The following is an 18,625-nucleotide window of genomic DNA, read 5'->3' as shown; positions in this document are numbered from 1 at the left end:
TGACCGATGCTACGGTTTCCACCGAGCGGCGCGCGCAGGGGGCGCGCGAAACCGCGAGACATTTTGGGGGAAATCACCATGACTTTTGTTCCTTATGAGCTCTTCTACCGCAGCGTTTACTCAACGTCCGACGATGGGGAGCGGGTAGCAGTGATCATTCACGACCTGGAAACCCAGGAAGTCGAGCTGGCACTGTCCCAGCCCGGAACGCCGTCCGCGCCGTCGTGGATGGATGGCGAGGACGCAGAGCGCGTGGTCGAGCAGCTTGCCGCGATTCTGCACGCACCGGACGAGCACACAATCGAGTTCCGCGAGCCAACCGATCCCGCCTTCTCCTTGAAGCGCGGTATGCCTTTCGACGCTGAGAGCATGACAACCGCCACATACGCGATCGCGAACGACGATGGGGACACGCTCCTCTACACCGCCTTCACCATTGAGTTCCGGCCAAACCTGAAAACTACGGAGACGTTCCCAGTCGCTGTGTTTGTGTTCGACCCGCGCATCGGACGCCTGGTCGGCCACGTCTACGGCCCCGAGAACCCGCACGCACCGCGCACTTACAACCGCAGGCAGCAAAAGATTGTCGGCCGCCACCTAGACGACATTTTCAAGCGGATCGCCCACGCGCAATCCACCGGCGAGCGGATCTCGCCGTTCAAGAACATGGGGCCACAGTTCCGTTCCGAACGGCTGCCCTCCATCGATGCTGTGAGCATCGACCACGCGCTAGTTCAGGCAATTGACGTGGTGGAGCGGTACACCGCCCAGCAGGCGTCTTAGAGCCACAGGCGGCGTCGATAGTCCAGCACGCGCCTAAGGTCCCTGGCTCTCCTCGGATCGAAATCCGTAGTTGCGATGATTTTGTCTGCCGCACCGTCCGTCGCGGAGAGTGCAGTGCGCATCACCGACTCGGTGGCCTTGGGCGGCAACCCTATGTCTGCTGCGAAGGCACGGAAGATTTTTGCGCTGAGGTTGTCCTTCTTTCCCTGCACCGCGAGTGCCAGCGTGGTGTCGCCATATGGAATCGTGGAAGGCACGTCGTAAATAGGGGCAACTTTAATCACGCCTCTGTCCCACATGAGCGAAATGTTCTTTGCGTGCAGATCCCCATTGCCCGTGAGCCAGGCTATGGCAACCTGCAGTGCGATGGACCTAGCAGTGAGCAGCGGGGAAGAACTCACCCGGCTGAGCGCATTAGCAAGGTCTTCCATCGCGGGATCATATTTTTCGCTTGGATATAACCCCATGACCTGGGCAGCATCTTCGACGTGCAACTTTGTTCCCCGAACACGATCAAATCTGGAAACTAAGAGCCCAGATCGTCCGTGCCGGTCCCGTACCAGCTTTGACTCAACAACTGGATACCCTTTCCCAGCGGCGCGAACAATGTCGAGGCAGGCGGCTTCATTCTCCACAAGTGCCGGATATTCCGGCGGAGAGATTTTGAGGATGTAACTCCGTTCCTCGCCGCGTACCGGTGCCGCAATTGTGCGCGCAGAAGCTTTGTCTTGCACACCCGGCAGAGCAATCGGATCTACGACCCCCGCCTCGGAGAGGACGGAAGAAAAGTCGAGATCATCCGTCAAGTCAATGCTCGCTCGAGGTGGGCTAGGTGATTCACCGACGGGAACCACGCTCACATCCCCGATAGTGTCCGAACCAACTGGGAGCAACAGGGATAGTTCATCATCCAGCGAAGCTTTCACACTGCGCTTCAGCGTTGAAAGCCTGCGACCTTCAGGCAGCAAGTTCGAGAAAAAGGGTGGCAGGGCTCCTCCATGAGAAATCACTGGCTCAGTGCTGATCGGAAGCGAGGTCGCCACCTGCATGGCGGCACCGGCAAAGTACGCGAATTCTGTTCGACCTCCGTCGAGGTGTTTGAGGTAGCCGACGCACTCATTCGCCACGTAGACATCTGCTACTGCCATGCGCGCTCACCTTGGTGTACTACCGGCACCAGATCAAATCCCAAGACCGCGAACACTGCCATGGTTTTTCCGAGCTCTGCTGTGGCTTTTCCCTTTTCCAATTCGCGAACAAATCGGTCGGACACTTCAGCAAGTTCGGCGAGATCCAGTTGCGTGAGCCCCCTAGCTCGCCGTTCGGCTCGTATAATTTCACCCAGTTGTGCGGGAGTCATGCGGGATTCCAGTTCATTTCAGATCGATCGTTCCGTTTTTAGCCAAACTAGCACACTCAGATGGCGCAGGGAATACCATTTCGGAGCGTACGTTCCTAGCCTACGCGTTCGACAAACTCACAAGCCATGTCGGAGCACCCCGATAACGTGCGAAGCATGGCACACGACGAGCAGTGGATCATCGGCAGGCTGCAGGAATACGCGGAGCGGCACTTTCGCGACTTGGTAACACCCATTCCTATCGAGTCGATCACCCTCTTGAAGGCGAAAGACTCTCTGCTGCACGCCCAGGTCGTCGGCACGCAGCCTTACCTGGTCACGTTCAAGGCGGACCCGGTCAACGTGTTCGTGAGCTGCACCTGCCCGGTGAAACGGGACTGGTGCAAACACGCGGTCGCCGTCGTCAAGCATCTGCCCGAACTCGCACCACGGCGCGATCCACTGCTCACCTCCGCGCTTGGCCGAATGTCGGCGGCCGAGCTGGTCACGCTCCTCGATGCGTTCCGTTCCCAATTTCCGCAGGCAGAGCCGCTCCTCACCACGCTGGCGGTGCCGGAGTGGTTTGACCGGGATCACCCGGGCGGCGTCCGGCGCACCATCGTGGCCGTGAACGAGGCCCGCCGCACGCACCGGGTGGCCGATTGGGAACGCGCCGCCGGCATGCTGCGCCACGAGCTGGGTGACGGAAACCTCGCGAGCATGCTCACCGTGGTTGAGCAGGCGATCGGTTTCCTCGCGCTCGAAGACGGGACCGCTCTTCGCGATGACCGCTTCACCAGCCTCATCGCCCGGCTCCTCGAGCAGCACCGCGAGCTTGTGCGCGAGGTGGAGCGGCCCGTCGACGACCTCGCAGATTTCCTGGTCAAGCAGTATTTCACGCCCACCCTGCCCGACCCCGATCTGGAGGATTACGAGCCATTGCTTGACGACGGCGGCTTTGATGCCGTCCTCGCCGCAGCAGCAGCGCGCGGCACCACCGGCACATTCGCCAAGGGGTACGCGAACGTCGCAGTCGATGTAGCGCTGGCGCGCCACGACGTGTACGAGGCCGAGCAGCTATCTGCGGTTCTTAACGACCGCGACAAGCTGTTCTGGTACTTCGAACGCAACGACTTCGATGCCGAGTGCGAGGAGTTGCTCAGGCGCGCGATCGATCCGGCCGACCCCGTGCAGCTTTCTGCCCCGCTGATTCGTTTTCAGGCGGCGCAGTACGTGGATGCGGATACCGTTCGCGGATTCCTGCGGCGTGAGTTGCGGTTTCAACCGTCGACAAGCACGTTCTTTGAGTACCTGGAGGCACCCGGGCAGACGTACCACGAGGTGATGACGACGCTGGCGGAGCTTGGGCTGAACGACCCCAATTGGGAGCTGTCCGCCGCTACGGAATTCGGGCTGTACGACGAGGGCTTGTTCATTGTGGAAAATCACAGCGTGAACTCGCTGGCAGTGGGCAGATGGGCGGTCGATGTGGAGCTTCCGCGCGACCCGGTCACCGCAGTGCGCCGCCTCTATGCCTACTTTCGGGTGTGGTTGACCGGCATGCCGGAGCTCCCCCTCCCGCGCACCCGCGAGAGTGCCGCCCACGTCGCGCTCAGAGTGCGGCAGCTGCGTACCCGCCTGCTGCTCGATGTGAAAGATCCGCTGCTCGCTGCGGAGGGCCTCGCCCAGTGGGAGGGGCAGCTTGCGGTGTTCAAGGCGGATTTCGGCGAGTGGCCGTTCATGGCCGAGGCGTTGGCGGCGCACGAACTGTGAGCACGTGCGCCTAGCATTGCCACTATGACACCTTTGAGCTCGACATTGAACGTCAACTTCCACCTCGGCGCCCAGGACGTGCGCTGGCTCGCATGGACCGAGCAGGCCACGCAGTGGTTCCCTACGTCGTGGCAGCAGTCAGTGACCGACCTGACCTATTCGGTGACAGGTCTGTGGGATTCCCTCGTGCGCGCATTGATGTTGGTCTTCTAAACGTCGCTTGTCCGGCGGAGGTGCGCGTGCGCAGGTAACGTATTCGGGAAGTTTGTTGTCGTTTGGAGCTTGGAGCGTTCACGTGAAAATTGCAGTACTGGGTGGGGATGGATTCTGTGGCTGGCCCGCATCGCTGCACCTGTCGGATATTGGCCACGACGTGGTCATCGTGGACAACCTCTCCCGCCGCAAGATCGATGAGGAGCTCGGTGCTGAGTCGCTGACCCCGATCGCCTCCATCGAGGACCGCCTCGCTGCCTGGAAGGAAGTCTCCGGCAAGGAGATCGGCTTCCAGAACATCGATGTCGCCCAGGACTACGAGAGCCTCTACTCCTTCATCACCGAGTACCAGCCGGACACGATTATCCACTTCGCCGAGCAGCGCGCCGCGCCGTACTCCATGAAGAACCACCGCACTAAGCGCTACACGGTGGACAACAACGTCAACGCCACCCACAACCTGCTGGTCGCCGTGGTGGAGTCTGGCCTGGACATCCACATCGTGCACCTGGGCACCATGGGCGTGTACGGCTACGGCACGGCTGGCATGCAGATCCCGGAGGGCTACCTGGACGTGCAGGTGGATGCCGGCGAAAACGGCATTGTGGAGCAGCAGATCCTCTACCCCACCAACCCGGGCTCGGTCTACCACATGACCAAGGTGCTAGACCAGAACATGTTCGCCTACTTTGCCAAGAACGACCAGCTGCGCATCACTGACCTGCACCAGGGCATCATCTGGGGCACCCACACGCCGCAAACTGAGCGGGATGAGCGCCTGATCAACCGCTTCGACTACGACGGCGACTACGGCACCGTGCTCAACCGCTTCCTCATGCAGGCCGCCGTTGGCTACCCGATGACGGTGCACGACACCGGCGGTCAGACCCGCGCATTCATCCACATCCGCGACATGGCGAAGTGCATCCAGCTGGCGGTGGAGAATCCGCCGGCGAAGGGTGAGCGAGTCATGATCATCAACCAAATGACGGAAACCCACCGCGTCCGCGACCTGGCAAACCTCATCGCCCAGATCTCTGGTGCGGAGGTGCAGATGGTGCCGAACCCCCGCAACGAGGCCGCCGAGAACGAGCTCCACGTAGCCAACGATACTTTCATCGGCCTCGGCCTCGAGCCGACCTTCCTCGCCGAGGGCCTGCTCGAAGAGGTGGAGGACGTGGCCCGCAAGTACGCCGACCGCGTGGACCGCTCCAAGATCCCGGCGCGTTCCCTGTGGACGAAGCAGCAACACGAGGGTGTGCCGGAGGGCGAGAAGTAGTGCGCGTCGCGCTGCTCACCGAGGTCTTCCTGCCCAAGATCGACGGCGTTGTCACCCGTACCACGCGCCACCTCGACCAGCTGGCGGAGATGGGCCATGAGGTCTTGATCTTTGCCACCGGCGATGCTCCCGCAGAGTATGCGGGCTTTGAGGTGGTGAAGTTGCCGTCGTTAAGCTTGCGGCCCGTCTACCCCGAGATTAAGTTCGGCCTGCTCGGCCCCAAGTTGCCGCGGCGGCTTGCGCAGTTCGAGCCGGACGTGGTGCATGCGGTGAACCCGATCTGGACGGCTGGGTGGTCGACGCTGATCGCGGCGCGGCAGGGCCTCCCCGTCGTGGGTTCGTTCCACACCGACATCCCCGAATACTGCCTCAACCTGGGCATTCCATGGGTAAAGCCGATTTCGGAGTGGGGCCTACGCACGTTCCACGGTGCGTGCGAGTACAACCTGGTTACGTCGGGGCCGATGATGGAAAAGGCCGCGCAGTACGGGATCGAGAACGTGGAGCTGTGGCCGAAGGCAGTGGACACGGTGAGCTTCACGCCGGATGCGCGCTCAAGCGAGATGCGCGAACGTCTCACCGGTGGGCACCCTGAGGCGCCGTTGGTAATCTTCGTCGGCCGCATTTCCGCGGAGAAGTCCGTCGAGCGCACGCTGCCGATCATGGAGGCGCTGCGCCAGCGCATCCCCGACGCCCGCCTCGCGCTCATCGGCGCGGGCCCGCAATTCGAGGAGATGCAGCGCCGCTTCGACCGCGAGTGGATCACGTTCACCGGCTACCTCTCCGGTGCCGAGCTGCACGCAGCCTACGCTTCCGGCGACGCGCTCCTCTTCCCCTCCACCACGGAGACCTTGGGATTCGCGGCACTCGAGGCATTCGCTTCGGGCGTGCCGGTGGTGGCGGCGAACGCGGGCGGCTTGCCCTTCGTCGTCGCCGACGGCGAGACGGGCTTCCTCGTCGACCCCGCAGAACCGGAGACCGTGTGGGCTGCGCGCCTAGAGCAATTGCTTGCCGACGATGGGTTACACACCCGCATGGCCCACGCCGCCCGCGACGAGGCGTTGCGCTGGAACTGGCACACCTCGACCGAAGCTGTGGTCGAGGTGTACGAGAAGGCTATTGCTCGACGCGGCTAAACGTCGCGGTTTCCTCGGTGTCGCGTAAGACATCGAGGGAATCGTCCCCGTTTTCGTAGACTGCAATCTCCGGCTGCCGGGACGGATGGATGCCCGGGACAAACCACATGATGGCCGCCGCGGCGACGCCGCAGACGCCCGCAGCGACGAGGCTGAATTTGGCGGGGACGAGCAACAGCGCGAGAACCGCCACAATCGCGATGGCCGCCCACGTCACGCCGATTACCGTCGTCGATTCATACTGGCGGGAGACCTGCTTTTCCGCCCATTCCATCTGCGGGAAGCGGGAGCGCGCCTCGTTGCGCACGCGCCGGTCGGTGCGCTGGGTGGGCATGATCGTTGCCGCCAGGACCATAAACAGGCCGACCCCGGCGACGATGAGATTGCCGGCCGCCACACCGAAGAACAGCACGCCGGAACTCACTGCGATAGCGGCGCGCTCCCAGGTTGACGGGGGCAGCGGCGTTCCCGGATCCACGTCCGGGTAGAGCATGGCGAACGCCTCACCCATCTTGTCGCGCATCGACTTTCCTCCTCCTGCTTGTGCTCTAAACTAAGCCATTGCTAAATTAGTGTAGCCTAATCTTTATGGAATTCTAGAGGGAGCGCACAACATGCGGGAAGCTGCCAATCGCCAAGTCCACAGGATTGCCGCACTCACACTCGCCGGGGCGCTTGTGGCTGCCGGCGGCTCGCTGGGATTCGAGCTGATCGCAGCCCCCGCAGCGCAGGCCCAAGCCAACCGTTCGGTGCAGTCCGGCCAGCTGAATTGGTCGATCCGCGATTCCTTCATGAAGTACATCGTCGGCCCCGTGGCTCAGGGCGAGGTGCAGACGACCGGCGGGATCACTCTGAACAACGGCGTGTTCAGCATCCCCGCCGGCAACTCCGCGATCACCGGCGCGAGCGCCGGCACCATCTCCTTCAACGGCGGCATCCGCTTCTACGGCCACAAGGGCACCCTGGACCTCAAGCTCACCAACATGAAGTTGGTGGTCAACGGCACGAGCGGCGAGATCCGTGTGGACTATGAAAGCCGCGAGAACACCGGCGTTCCCGGAAACGTCGGCCCGCTGTTCACCGGCAAAGACGCCGTCCTCGCCACCGTCGCGTTTTCCGCTGCGCCGGACTTTACAAAGGACACCGTGCAGCTCTCCGGCGAAACGAAAGTCTCGCCGGAGGGCGCGAGCAAGATTTTCGCCGACTTCTACCCCGCCGGCGAGCCCCTCTCCCCGCTCAACCTCTCGTTGAAGATGGGCGCTGGCGCGGGTACTGGTACTGGTGCTGCGACAGGCGCAGCACCCCGCTCGAACGCCACCGAAGGTGCCGCGAGACTGCTAGGCCAGGTCAACGACACGCTCATCGAAGTCAACGGGCTGATCGACAACACCGAGAAGCTCATGGACAACTCCGGCCAGTTCTACGACCGGGTGTGGGGAGCACCCACCCAGGCAGCCGCCCCGAGCGCGAGCGGCACGGCTTATACCAGCGAGTTCGCCACAGCGGCAACCTCTGGCGGCGGCGCTGGCGTGACTGGCGGCGCCGCTGCACCAGCACTACCCGGGGCGATCGCTTCTGGGGGAGCACCCGCTGCGAACCGCGCGGCGAGCACCGGCCAGTCGGCATCGGCCTGGTCCGCCCCCGCGGCGCAGGCGGTCTCGAACGACATCTGCTCCGCTCCTTCGTCGAAAGGCGTCACCAGCGGCGACTTCGCATGGGGCGTGCGCTCCACCTTCCGCGCGTACATCCAGGGGCAGATCGCGAAGGGCGGCTGGAACCTCTCCAACAACGTCGGGTACTCCGACGGCCAGTATCGTTTCAAGGCGCAGGGCGGTGCCGTGAACCCGCAGACGAAGGAAGGCTCGATCCTCTTCCCCGGCACCATCGAATTCTACGGCCACAAGGGCATTCTGGAGACCCGCTTCTCCAACATCGAAGTGCAGTTCAAGGGCAACTCCGGCCTTTTGGTCATGGATGTCACATCGAACGACGTAGAAGGCAACCCCGGCGACTACGGCCGCGTCGCGATGGCGAATCTGATGTTCACCTCGCTGAACGTGTCCGATTCGTCCGTTTCCGGCTCCGCGACCACGAGTCTCACGCCGGTGGGCGCCGAAGCCTTCGCCAACTTCTACCCCGCCGGCGACCCGCTCGATCCGATCGATTTCACCGTCAACCTCAGCGGCGCGCCGAACTGCGCGCAGGGGCAGGGCGGAGCGTCGACAGGCGACGCGCAGGGCAAAAGCAGCCCCTCCGACGCCGCCGCGGCGCTGCGCGCAGGTGCTGCGCCTGGCGCGGCAGCCACGGAAAGCACCGCCCAGGGCTTGGGCGACAACTCTTCCCTCGGAGGGTTCCAGGAAAAGTCCGGAGACGGCGAAAGCCAGTTCCACATCAAGTCCTCCGGCGCATCGCCGTCGGGCATGAACCTCGACGGCAACAGTGTGCCGTCGGTACTCGCGCTGCTTGCGTCGCTGATGATCAGCGGCGGCAGCGTCATCAACTTCGGCCGCAAGGCCCCGAGCATCTAAGGAGCTTCCACCGCAATGAGGCGTCTAGTAGCAGCCGTGCTCGCCTGCGCGCTCACCCTGGGCGGGTGCGCGAGCTGGGACGGCACGTCGAATGTGAATGCGGAGCTCGCGAGCGAGTTGCGCACCGAGGCGGGCCAGGTCGATCCGCGCGCGGCGCAGGGCGTGAAAACTGTGCCTTCGCTTGCCGACGTTGAACCTGTGACCGAGAACCCGAAACCAGCCCTCCCGGTCTCGCTGGTGGACGCGAAGGGCTTCGACGTGGAGGTCACGGATGTTTCCCGCATCCTGGCGCTTGACCTGTACGGCACCTACACCAAGACCCTGACCGGCCTCGGGCTGAACGAGAATATCGTCGGCAGGACGGTGTCGAGCACCGAGCCGTCGCTGGCGGACCGGCCCGTGGTCACCGTCGGCGGGCACAACCTCAACGCGGAAGCCATCCTCGAGCTGAATCCGACGCTGGTGATTGTCGATGAGTCGGTGGGCCCGCCGGAGGTGATCGAGCAGATCCGCAACGCGGGCATCACCACCGTCATGATGTCCCCCAAGCGCTCCCTGGAGACCATCGGCGACGACATCCGCCTAGTCGCGTCGGTGGTCGGCCTCCCCGAGGAGGGCGAGAAGCTCGCCGAGCGCAGTGTGCGCGAGGTCGAGGAGGCACTCGCCGTCATCGACGAGATCAAGCCGGCCGAGCCGCTGCGCATGGCGTTTCTCTACCTCCGCGGCACCGGCGGCATTTTCTACATCATCGGCGACGATTACGGATCCACGAGCCTGATCACCGCGCTCGGCGGCCGCGACATGGCGGCTGAGGCGGGCATCACCGACCTCAAGCCCGCGAGCCCGGAGGCGCTCGCCGAGCTCAACCCGGAGATGTTCGTGCTCATGACAAAGGGCCTCGAATCCGCCGGCGGCATCGAGGGCCTGCTGCAGCGGCCGGGTGTGGCGCAGACGATTGCTGGCCAGAACCAGCGGGCCATCACCATGAACGACGGCGACTCGCTGGCCTTCGGGCCGCAGACCGGCGAGCTGCTGCTGCGCGCCGCGAAGCTGCTCTACGGCGAGGACGCATACACCGGTTCGGTGGACACGAAGAGCGAGCAGCGCGCGAATGGTTAACCGCTCAAACCAGGCGTTCGCGCGGCGGCACCGGCGGCGCATCGCGCTGTTCATCGGCCTCATCGTCCTGCTTGCGGCAACGTTTGTCGTGTCCTTGAGCGTCGGCCAGTACACCGTGCGCCTCGGCGACCTGCCGCGGATCCTCGCCGGCGGGCCGCTTGGCGTCGACGGCATGGACGCTTCCGTCATCTGGCAGGTGCGCATCCCGCGCCTGGTGCTAGGCATCCTCGTCGGCGCTGCGCTCGGCGTGGGCGGTGCCCTCATGCAGGCGGTTTTCGCCAACCCGCTCGCTGAGCCCTCGGTGATGGGGGTGACCTCGGGCGCCGGCGTCGGCGCGGCTGTCTTCATCGTCAGCGGGGCGAGTTTCGCCGGCACCATGACCATTCCCCTCGGGGCCTTCGTCGCCGGTGTCGCCACCACTATCCTCGTGTGGACGCTGGCGCGGCACCGGGGCAAGACCGCCGTGGTCAACCTCATCCTGGTGGGCATCGCGGTCAACGCGGTCGCCGGCGCGGCCATCTCCTTCCTCGTCTTTCTCGCACCCTCCACCGCCCGTGAGCAGATCATCTTCTGGCAGATGGGTACCCTCGCCGGCGCGCAGTGGAAGCACGTGACGCCGGTCGCCTGCATCGCGGTGTTCGGCATCGCGTGCGCGCTGTTCCTCGGCCGCAAGCTCGACTTGCTGGCGCTAGGCGAATCCGCCGCGACCCACGTCGGTGTCAACGTGCAGCAGCTGCGCACCGTCAGTGTACTGCTCGCAACCTTGCTCACCGCTGGCGCTGTCTCCTACGCCGGCCTCATCGGGTTCGTGGGACTTGTGATTCCCCACATCATCCGCACTGTAGTCGGACCGTCGAATAGCGTGCTCATCCCCGCTTCCGCGCTGGGCGGAGCGGCGCTGATCGCGGTTGCGGACGTGGTGGCGCGCAACCTCATCGCCTACGCGGACATGCCCATCGGCATTTTCACGGCGCTGGTCGGCGGGCCGACGTTCTTCATTCTGCTGCGCCAGATGATGCGCAAGGGGGTGCACTGACATGACGGTGGAAGCGCACAACATAACAGTCCGGATCGGCGACGCTGAACTGCTTTCCGACGTCTCCTTCCACGCCGCACCGGGCACCGTCACCGGCCTGATCGGGCCGAACGGCGCAGGCAAGTCGACGCTCCTGGCTGCGTTGTCCGGCGACATCCCGGTTGCGTCCGGCGTCTTGCAGATCGGCGGCGTGGAGCCGCGGCACACGAAGCCGAAGGAAATGGCGAGGAAACGCGCTGTGATGTTGCAGGACGTGTCCGTCTCCTTCGCGTTTCTCGTGCGCGATGTGGTGGCGATGGGCCGCTCCCCGTGGGAAGGCATCACGAGCCCGGAGGTGAACGACGCAATCATCGATGCCGCCCTCGATGCGACCGGCGTGTCCCACCTGGCTGGGCGCGAAATCGTGACGCTGTCGGGCGGCGAGCGCGCCCGCGTGGCCATGTCCCGCGTGCTCGCCCAAACCACCCCGGTGGTATTCTTCGACGAGCCTACGGCGGCGTTGGACGTGAAGCACCAGGAGCGGGCACTCGGGCTCATCCGGCAGGCCGCGCGCAGCGGCAGCACCGTCGTCGTCGTGCTGCACGACTTGAACGCTGCCGCCAATTACTGCGACCGGGTGACCTGCCTGAACCACGGCCGGGTGGCAGCCAGCGGCCCCGTTGAGCAAGTGTTCACCAGCGAGACGCTCTCCGCGGTGTACGAGTACCCCCTCGAGGTCCGCCGCCACGGCGGCGCCATCCACGTGTCCCCCGCGCGCACCGATGCCGACGCGCTCGGCGCCCGCGCACGCGACCTCCTCTTCCCCGTCCGCACCTAAGGAGAAAAGTATGTCCCAGATCCGTTCCGCCAGCGCCGCCGCGGTCTTCGTGCTGGCGGCAGGCATGGTTGCTACCCCCGCCACGCACGCTGCGACGGTCCCCGCCATCGATGCCGCGAGCTTGAATTGGAACCTCAAGCGCACGTTTTCCAGCTACATCACGGGGCCGATTGCCAAGGGCAAGATCGAGGTCGTCTCCCCCGCGAATGTGCAGCACTTCGGAGGCTTCCTCGAGCACAACCCGCCATCCCAGCGCTTCCAGCCTGACGACGCTTCCTTGAAGTACGGGTTCGCATTCAACCCGGCCAACTCGACGCTCGATGCCGGGGGCAAGGGCGTGCTGGCGTTCGACGGCGCGGTGAGGTGGACCGGCCACAAGGCCTACGCCCCGCAGGGTCAGGAATACGGCCTGGACATCCAATTCTCCGACGTCAAGGTGCACGTCGATGGCACCGCGGGCAAGATTTCGGTGGATTACTGGGTCCGCGGCACAAACATCACCGGCGACCAGAGCGCCCTGAACGAGCGCGGCGACGATGCCGTCTTCGCCACCTTCACTCTCAGCGAGCCGATCACCCCGGCCGCCGGAAAAACCTACAACACCTCCCCCGACGGGATTACGAAGGGCAGCGGCGCGACGACGACGATTACGGAGGAAGGCGCGAAGAAGGTGATGATCGGGTTCTACGAGCCCATCGAGTACGACGACGCACTCTTCGACCTGACCGTTTCTTTTGCCGGCAGCGGCCAGAGCGTGCCCGCGCCTCCCGCGGCGACCCCGGCCCCGGCCCCGACAACGACAACTTGTGTCCCTGTGCCGGTTCCGCAGAGCGGCCCCACCTGGAAAGAACTCAGCTCAACGGACAAGGGTTCGCCAGCAGAACGCATTACCACCGGCGTGACATTGGCTATTGCGGCGTTCGGTTTGCTGGGCGTTCTTTCCGGATTCAGCAAATTCGCGTTCGAGCGCTTCTTAAAGCCCAGGCTGCCCAAATAATGGGCGCCACCTTTGCGGGGAATCCCCCTTGCCTGTGAGATAGGTTAGCACTACCATAATTAGGTGAGGTTTACCTAGTTCCTTTAAGGAGGATTTATGAGAACACACCAACTGCTCGCTCCGGTCACCGCCCTCGCCCTGCTGGGCGGCGCTGTGGTTGCTCCGCAGGCTTCTGCGGCGACGGAGGTTCCGGGGATTGCGAGCGGTCGCCTGGACTGGAACCTGAAGCGGTCATTCAGCAACTACGTCACCGGCCCGATCGCTAAGGGCAAGGTGACGGTCAACGCCCCCGCCGATACCACGAACTTCAAGGGCTTCCTCGAGCACAAACCGCCTAGCCAGAATTTTCAGCGAGACGAAGCGCCGCTGAAGTACGGCTTCAAGCTTGACCCGCAGCGTTCCAACCTGGATGCCAACGGCAAGGGTGTGCTGGCGTTCGATGGTTCTGTCCGGTGGACCGGCCACAAGGCGTTCGCCCCTGAAGGTCAAGACCATGGTCTCGATGTCCAGTTCTCCGATGTCAAGGTCCACGTCGATGGCACTGCCGGCAAAATCAGCTTGGACTATGTCGTACGCGGCACCAACATCACCGGCGACCAGAGCGCTCTGAACGAGCGCGGCGACGACGCCGTTTTCGCGACTTTCACGCTTCCTGAGCCGATCAAGCCGACCGCAGGCGGATCCTTCACCACCTCTCCAGGCGGAGTCACCAGGGACAGCGGCATCAAGACGACCCTCACCGAAGAGGGCGCCAAGAAGGTCATGATCGGCTTCTACAAAGCTGAGGAATACACTGACGCTCTTCTCGATCTCAAGATCGACTTCAAGGAATTGCAGAAGCCGGCCCCGAGTGCTCCCGCAGCGCCGTCTTCCACGAAGTCGGCGCCGAGCTCTTCCGCCCAGCCGTCTTCCTCGAAGCCGGCCCCGAGCGAAAGCAGCACGCCTGCGACGACCTCGGCGCAGCCAACTCAGCCGAACACGCCAGAAGGTTCCTCCGGCAACAACGACATCGGTAACACCAAGATCATCGTGCCGGTGATTATTACGCTGGTCAGCCTCCTTGCGTTCGGTGGCGCACTTGCTTTCGTCGGCCAGCAATGGCTGCCGCAGATCATGCAGGGGATGAAGCACTAATCTTCTCCCCTCAGACCGGTCCCGAAATTGCGTCAGGACCGGTTTTTGTGTCCTGTTTTGGCCCGTAAAAAAGAGGGGGCCGCCTTGTAGGCGGTCCCCTCTTTTGTGGAGTTACGGTTCGCGACTAAATAGCGATACCGACACTCTTCAAGAGCGCTGCAACAGGTGCCGGGATCAGCGCGGGAGCGAAGCTGACAATGGCTGCACCCGCAACAGCGAGGACGCCAGCAATGCTGGAGATAATGGCCAACACGGTCAGGCCGGTCTCGAGAGCAGCGGCATCAGTCGTACCTGCCGGCGGGCTCGGCTTGGTCTCCGGGTTGGGCTTGGTCTCCGGGTTGGGCTTGGTCTCCGGGTTGGGCTTGGTCTCCGGGTTGGGCTTGGTCTCCGGGTTGGGCTTGGTCTCCGGGTTGGGCTTGGTCTCCGGGTTGGGCTTGGTCTCCGGCTTAGGCTTTGCAGCTAGCTCCTTCACTGCGTTCGCTGCAGCGACTGCATTGGAGGCCGCGCTCTTGGCTGCACCGGCAAGCTCCTGTTTCTTTGCGTTGTCCGTCGCGGCCTTCGCCTTCGCCAGCTCTTCCTCGGCCACCTTCTGAGCCTCTTCGGCCTCCTTGAGCTTCTCGGTGAGTTGGGGCTTGTTGGCGGGATCCTTGGGGTTTGCGGCAGCCTGCTTTGCCGCCTCCACGGCGGTCTTCGCCGCAATGATCTCAGACTCAGCGCTGTCGACTGCCTGCTTCGCGGCAGCAGCGGCCTGCTGCTGCTCTGCCCGCTCTGCCTTAGCGGCATCTTCGGCTTCTTGCTCTGCGGCCTCAGCGGTCGCGATTGCCCTATCGGCTGCCACCTTTGCAGCTTGTGCCTCGGCGTTGGCTTCGGCAGAGGTAGCAGCAGCCTGCGCCCGATCAGAGGCGGCGCGGGCGTTCGAGGCTTCCTTCTCCGCTTCTTCCAGCCGCTTCATCAACGCGGCCTTCTTCGCCTCATCCTTGACTTTTTCAGCCTCCGACTTGGCCTGCGCAACAGCCTTCTCGGCACGCTCGGCACGTTCGGCGGCAGTCTGCTTCGCCGCGGTGAGTGCGCCAGCTTCAGCTGCTGCGGCATCGCCTTCCGCTTTCACGGTTTCAATAGCGGCAACCTTGACTTCGTCAATTGCCGCGACCTCCGCATCAGCAGATTTTTTCACGTCTGCCGCGGATACCTTCGCCTGCTCACCGGTGCGTGCTTGCTTCACGGCTACGGCAGCTGTTCGCAGGGTCTCGAGCTTGCTTGCCGACGCATCGAGCTTCGCCTGCAGTTCAGACCTCTTCTCTGCGTCCTTAATCTTCGCGATCTCGCCCTTGGCGGCATCTACTGCAGCTTCCGCACGCGCGACATCGTCAGCAGCCGCCTTCGCCGCGCTCTCACGGTCGGACATGGATTCCTGGGACTCAAAGTCAACCTTCAAGTCGAAGAGCGCGTCATCGTACTGCTTGGCTTCGTAGAAGCCGATCATCACTTTGTTCGCGCCTTCATCGGTGAGCGTGGTTTCAATGCCGCTGTCCTTCGTGACACCATCGGGGGAGGTGTTGAAGCTTCCCCCTGCCGACGGTTTCACCGGGTTAGGCAACGTGAACGTCGCAAAGACTGCGTCGTCGCCCTTCTCGTCGAGAGCTTCCTGGTTCCCCCTGATGTTGCTGCCGCGCACCCAGTAGTCGACCAAAAGCTTGCCGCTGGTGCCCTCCACCTTGACCTTTACGTCCGAAAACTGGATGTCCAAGCCATAATCCTGGCCAGGCGGGGCGAAGCTCTTGTGGCCGGTCCAGCGCACCGAACCGTCGAACGCCAGCACGCCATTGCCGTTTGCATCGAGCTGGGAATTATCCGGGTTGAATTTAAAGCCGTACTTGAGGGGCGCTTCTCGCGGCTGCCATTTGTGATTCGGCGGATTGTGCACCAAAAAGCCGCCGAAGTTGTCGATGTCTGCAGGCTCACCGATTTCAACCTTGCCGTGGGCGATCATGCCAGTGATGTAGTTGCTGAATGACCGCTTCAGGTTCCAATCAAGCCGCGCGTCCTGAATGTTCGGCAACGCTTCGGCCGCGATTGCGGATGGCACGGGCACGGCGCCGGCAACGAGCGCGAAGGTGGCTGCGCTCACAAACAACTTCCTAGTTCTCATGAAGTTCCCTCCTAGTAGGCTACAGGTAAGCTTAAGCTAAGCATATTGAGGCGAGCCTTACCATAGGGGGTAGCCATCAAGTTTTCGCGAAAATAAGGGCACAGTAAGTAATCGCAGGCTAACCTATCTCGTATGAGGAAATTCACGTCGTTCAGCACCGCCGTCGCAGTGGCAGCTTCCGCATTTCTTACCCCCGTCGCCAACGCAAAAACTCCCGTCTTGACTGATGTCGCAGGGTCCGTCACATGGCCGATCAAGGCATCGTTCCTGCGTTATGTCCAAGGCATCGCCGGCGGCGAAATCCATACCGCGAACGGCACGAAGGCGATCACCGATGCCAAAGGCAAGGTGACCAATTTCGAGTTCCCGGTTAACCCGCAAGGCACCGTCGTCGGCCAGGACCGCACCGTTATCGATCTCGAAGGCTCGTTGCACTTCTACGGCCACGCTGGCTTGGGCAAGGGCGGGACGTGGGGCCTGAACTTGCGTTACGACGATCTCAAGATCCTCGTCACCGGCTCAACACAGGCCACCTTGACAGCCGACTACATCGTTGAGGGCGGCCTTCCGGGCGCCCGGGCCGAGCGCAAAATCGCTGACGACGCCGCGTTGGCAACCTTCACCCTCCCCCGCCCCATCACCGCCGCAGCGGACGACGGTTACACGGCGGAGGTGACCCCCACACTCGCCGCCGGTGGTGCCGCGTCGCTTCTCAACTACAGCGAGGGCACAACGCTTGACGACGGCCGCTTGAACATCGCCCTTGAGTTCCACCCCGAGGGTGGAGCACCCACCCCGGCACCTCACGAAGAGCAGAAATTCAAAGCGCAGGGCAGCGCAGCCGCCGACGCGAAGACGATCGGCATCGCTGGTGCCCTGCTTGCAGTACTCGCCGTGCTCGGAGCGAATTACTTGATCTCGCTCGGCTCCTTACGCGCCGGGTAGATCTTCGGGCGCACGCCCGCGATCTCCTCGACCACGCGCACGACCTGGTTGGAGTAGCCGTACTCGTTGTCGTACCAGACGTAGAGCACCAGGTGCTTGCCGGTGGCGATGGTGGCCAGGCCGTCGACAACACCAGCGTGGGTGGAGCCGAGCAGGTCAGTGGATACGACCTCCGGGGAGTTGATGTAGTCGATCTGCTGGCGCAGCTCAGAGTCCGTGGACACGCGACGCAGGAAGTTGTTGACCTCTTCCTTCTCCACCTCGGTCTCCAGCTCGAGGTTGATCACAGCCATGGAAACATCCGGCGTCGGCACACGAATGGCGTTGCCGGTGAGCTTGCCGGCGAACTCCGGCAGCGCCTTGGATACGGCCTTGGCTGCACCGGTCTCGGTGAGCACCATGTTCAGGCCGGCGGCGCGGCCGCGGCGCGGGCCCTTGTGGAAGTTGTCGGCCAGGTTCTGGTCGTTGGTGTAGGAGTGGACGGTCTCCACGTGGCCGTGAACCACGCCATAACGGTCATTGATCACCTTCAGCACCGGGGTGATGCCGTTGGTGGTGCAGGATGCGGCGGAGAGCACGCGGTTGTCGCCGATCATGTCCTGGTTGATGCCGTAGACAATGTTCGGGATGTCGCCCTTGCCCGGCGCGGTGAGCAGCACGCGGTCAACACCCTTGGCCTCGAGGTGGCGCGACAAGCCGTCGCGGTCGCGCCAAGCGCCGGTGTTGTCGACAACGATGGCGTTGTCGATGCCGTACTGGGTGTAGTCGATCTCAGACGGGTTGTTGGCGTAGATCATCTGGATCGGGGTGCCGTTTGCCCAGATGATGTCGTTGTCGCGGTCGACGGTGATGGTGCCGTTGAACGCACCGTGGACGGAGTCGCGGCGCAGGAGGGAGGCGCGCTTGACAATGTCCTCGTCGCCCTTCTTGCGCACGACGACAGCACGCAGGCGCACGCCGCCGTAGGTCGCCTCGCGGGCGATCAGGATGCGGGCGAGCAGGCGGCCGATGCGGCCGAAGCCGTAGAGGACCACGTCGCGGGCTTCGAGCTCGGAGGAGGTGCCGACAACGTCGGCAAGCTCCTGCTCCAGGAAGGCGCGCAGGTCCTGGCCCTCGGACTTGCGGTACTCGCGCGCGAGGCGGCCGAGGTCAATGGAGGCGGTGCCGAGATCCATCTCGACGAGCTCCTTGAGGATCGGCAGCGTCTCGTCGAGCGGCAGCTCCTTCTCCTCGATGCGGCGGGCGTAGCGGTGCGCCTTGATGATGTCAATGTCCGTCACGCCGACGAGGAGGCGGCCGTAGATCGAGGTCACCGCGTTGTGCTCGCGGTGCAGGCGGCTGATCAGCGGCAGCATCTCCTGCGCAAGCTCAAGCTTG

17 protein-coding genes are annotated in these 18,625 nt (G+C 63.5%); 12 read left to right on the top strand and 5 right to left on the bottom strand.

The features are described from left to right. Positions 1-78 precede the first annotated feature (78 nt). A complete protein-coding gene (locus M5J20_RS05805) occupies positions 79-783 on the top strand; it encodes a hypothetical protein (protein WP_253577452.1) in 705 nt (234 codons plus the stop codon). Here the strand turns inward: M5J20_RS05805 and M5J20_RS05800 are convergent. Together M5J20_RS05800 and M5J20_RS05795 are read right to left on the bottom strand one after the other, a co-directional pair. Beyond that, positions 780-1,931 carry a type II toxin-antitoxin system HipA family toxin gene (locus M5J20_RS05800; RefSeq protein WP_253577449.1) on the bottom strand — a complete coding sequence of 384 codons (1,152 nt, stop codon included), beginning with the start codon at positions 1,929-1,931 and terminating at the stop codon, positions 780-782. The genes M5J20_RS05805 and M5J20_RS05800 overlap by 4 nt on opposite strands. Beyond that, the gene (locus M5J20_RS05795) at positions 1,922-2,143 is read right to left on the bottom strand and encodes a helix-turn-helix transcriptional regulator (protein ID WP_253577447.1); all 222 of its coding nucleotides are present in this window, start codon (positions 2,141-2,143) and stop codon (positions 1,922-1,924) included. The genes M5J20_RS05800 and M5J20_RS05795 overlap by 10 nt, the downstream gene beginning before the upstream one ends. 156 nt (positions 2,144-2,299) lie before the next feature. Here M5J20_RS05795 and M5J20_RS05790 point away from each other — a divergent pair, with 156 nt between their 5' ends. The 4 genes from M5J20_RS05790 (at position 2,300) to M5J20_RS05775 (ending at position 6,523) form a co-directional block, all read left to right on the top strand. Beyond that, on the top strand, positions 2,300-3,895 hold the full coding sequence (locus M5J20_RS05790; protein WP_253577444.1) for an SWIM zinc finger family protein: 1,596 nt from the start codon (positions 2,300-2,302) through the stop codon (positions 3,893-3,895). Positions 3,896-3,919: 24 nt separating this feature from the next. Then, positions 3,920-4,108: a hypothetical protein gene (locus M5J20_RS05785; protein WP_253577442.1), complete on the top strand. Its 189-nt coding sequence runs from the start codon at positions 3,920-3,922 to the stop codon at positions 4,106-4,108. Between the two features lie 82 nt (positions 4,109-4,190). Further along, the gene (locus M5J20_RS05780) at positions 4,191-5,387 is read left to right on the top strand and encodes an NAD-dependent epimerase/dehydratase family protein (protein WP_253577441.1); all 1,197 of its coding nucleotides are present in this window, start codon (positions 4,191-4,193) and stop codon (positions 5,385-5,387) included. Beyond that, positions 5,387-6,523: a glycosyltransferase family 4 protein gene (locus tag M5J20_RS05775; RefSeq protein WP_253577439.1), complete on the top strand. Its 1,137-nt coding sequence runs from the start codon at positions 5,387-5,389 to the stop codon at positions 6,521-6,523. The genes M5J20_RS05780 and M5J20_RS05775 overlap by 1 nt, the downstream gene beginning before the upstream one ends. Here the strand turns inward: M5J20_RS05775 and M5J20_RS05770 are convergent. Beyond that, entirely contained in the window at positions 6,504-7,046 is a 543-nt protein-coding gene (locus tag M5J20_RS05770) for a hypothetical protein (protein ID WP_253577437.1), read from the bottom strand. The two genes, M5J20_RS05775 and M5J20_RS05770, sit on opposite strands and share 20 nt — an antisense overlap. A 91-nt stretch (positions 7,047-7,137) precedes the next feature. On the opposite strand from M5J20_RS05770, the gene M5J20_RS05765 reads away from it, so the two are divergent. From M5J20_RS05765 to M5J20_RS05740, 6 genes are all read left to right on the top strand, one after another. Further along, the gene (locus tag M5J20_RS05765; protein ID WP_253577435.1) at positions 7,138-9,051 is read left to right on the top strand and encodes an HtaA domain-containing protein; all 1,914 of its coding nucleotides are present in this window, start codon (positions 7,138-7,140) and stop codon (positions 9,049-9,051) included. 15 nt (positions 9,052-9,066) lie between these two features. After that, positions 9,067-10,170 carry a heme/hemin ABC transporter substrate-binding protein gene (locus M5J20_RS05760; RefSeq protein WP_253577433.1) on the top strand — a complete coding sequence of 368 codons (1,104 nt, stop codon included), beginning with the start codon at positions 9,067-9,069 and terminating at the stop codon, positions 10,168-10,170. After that, entirely contained in the window at positions 10,163-11,206 is a 1,044-nt protein-coding gene (locus M5J20_RS05755) for a FecCD family ABC transporter permease (RefSeq protein WP_253577431.1), read from the top strand. Before M5J20_RS05760 ends, M5J20_RS05755 begins: the two co-directional genes overlap by 8 nt. Before the next feature lies 1 nt (position 11,207). Continuing rightward, positions 11,208-12,023, top strand: a complete 816-nt coding sequence (locus M5J20_RS05750; RefSeq protein WP_253577430.1) for a heme ABC transporter ATP-binding protein — start codon at positions 11,208-11,210, stop codon at positions 12,021-12,023. Positions 12,024-12,033: 10 nt separating this feature from the next. Further along, positions 12,034-13,020, top strand: coding sequence for an HtaA domain-containing protein (locus M5J20_RS05745; RefSeq protein ID WP_253577428.1), 987 nt, complete (start codon positions 12,034-12,036; stop codon positions 13,018-13,020). A 96-nt stretch (positions 13,021-13,116) separates the two neighbouring features. Next, a complete protein-coding gene (locus tag M5J20_RS05740; RefSeq protein WP_253577426.1) occupies positions 13,117-14,154 on the top strand; it encodes an HtaA domain-containing protein in 1,038 nt (345 codons plus the stop codon). A gap of 124 nt (positions 14,155-14,278) precedes the next feature. Here M5J20_RS05740 and M5J20_RS05735 read toward each other — a convergent pair whose 3' ends face one another. After that, a complete protein-coding gene (locus M5J20_RS05735) occupies positions 14,279-16,303 on the bottom strand; it encodes an HtaA domain-containing protein (protein ID WP_253577424.1) in 2,025 nt (674 codons plus the stop codon). A gap of 132 nt (positions 16,304-16,435) precedes the next feature. Here M5J20_RS05735 and M5J20_RS05730 point away from each other — a divergent pair, with 132 nt between their 5' ends. Then, positions 16,436-17,248, top strand: coding sequence for an HtaA domain-containing protein (locus tag M5J20_RS05730; protein ID WP_253577422.1), 813 nt, complete (start codon positions 16,436-16,438; stop codon positions 17,246-17,248). Here the strand turns inward: M5J20_RS05730 and M5J20_RS05725 are convergent. Next, complete coding sequence (locus M5J20_RS05725) at positions 17,212-18,603, bottom strand: glyceraldehyde-3-phosphate dehydrogenase (protein ID WP_253577586.1); 1,392 nt, start codon at positions 18,601-18,603, stop codon at positions 17,212-17,214. The two genes, M5J20_RS05730 and M5J20_RS05725, sit on opposite strands and share 37 nt — an antisense overlap. Between the last annotated feature and the right edge of the window lie 22 nt (positions 18,604-18,625).

Origin of the sequence: Corynebacterium stercoris (genome assembly GCF_024160105.1) — a bacterium.
Taxonomy (GTDB): Bacteria; Actinomycetota; Actinomycetes; order Mycobacteriales; family Mycobacteriaceae; genus Corynebacterium; species Corynebacterium stercoris.
This window is presented reverse-complemented; position numbering and strand designations above follow the sequence as displayed.

Bases quoted from the DNA above. Each gene is read 5' to 3' on its own strand.
- M5J20_RS05740 (WP_253577426.1), top strand. From the start codon at position 13,117: ATGAGAACACACCAACTGCTCGCTCCGGTCACCGCCCTCGCCCTGCTG.
- M5J20_RS05765 (WP_253577435.1), top strand. From the start codon at position 7,138: ATGCGGGAAGCTGCCAATCGCCAAGTCCACAGGATTGCCGCACTCACA.
- M5J20_RS05800 (WP_253577449.1), bottom strand. From the start codon at position 1,931: ATGGCAGTAGCAGATGTCTACGTGGCGAATGAGTGCGTCGGCTACCTC.
- M5J20_RS05745 (WP_253577428.1), top strand. From the start codon at position 12,034: ATGTCCCAGATCCGTTCCGCCAGCGCCGCCGCGGTCTTCGTGCTGGCG.
- M5J20_RS05755 (WP_253577431.1), top strand. From the start codon at position 10,163: ATGGTTAACCGCTCAAACCAGGCGTTCGCGCGGCGGCACCGGCGGCGC.
- M5J20_RS05795 (WP_253577447.1), bottom strand. From the start codon at position 2,143: ATGACTCCCGCACAACTGGGTGAAATTATACGAGCCGAACGGCGAGCT.
- M5J20_RS05725 (WP_253577586.1), bottom strand. From the start codon at position 18,603: ATGCTGCCGCTGATCAGCCGCCTGCACCGCGAGCACAACGCGGTGACC.
- M5J20_RS05730 (WP_253577422.1), top strand. From the start codon at position 16,436: ATGAGGAAATTCACGTCGTTCAGCACCGCCGTCGCAGTGGCAGCTTCC.
- M5J20_RS05790 (WP_253577444.1), top strand. From the start codon at position 2,300: ATGGCACACGACGAGCAGTGGATCATCGGCAGGCTGCAGGAATACGCG.
- M5J20_RS05760 (WP_253577433.1), top strand. From the start codon at position 9,067: ATGAGGCGTCTAGTAGCAGCCGTGCTCGCCTGCGCGCTCACCCTGGGC.
- M5J20_RS05770 (WP_253577437.1), bottom strand. From the start codon at position 7,046: ATGCGCGACAAGATGGGTGAGGCGTTCGCCATGCTCTACCCGGACGTG.
- M5J20_RS05735 (WP_253577424.1), bottom strand. From the start codon at position 16,303: ATGAGAACTAGGAAGTTGTTTGTGAGCGCAGCCACCTTCGCGCTCGTT.
- M5J20_RS05750 (WP_253577430.1), top strand. From the start codon at position 11,208: ATGACGGTGGAAGCGCACAACATAACAGTCCGGATCGGCGACGCTGAA.
- M5J20_RS05785 (WP_253577442.1), top strand. From the start codon at position 3,920: ATGACACCTTTGAGCTCGACATTGAACGTCAACTTCCACCTCGGCGCC.
- M5J20_RS05805 (WP_253577452.1), top strand. From the start codon at position 79: ATGACTTTTGTTCCTTATGAGCTCTTCTACCGCAGCGTTTACTCAACG.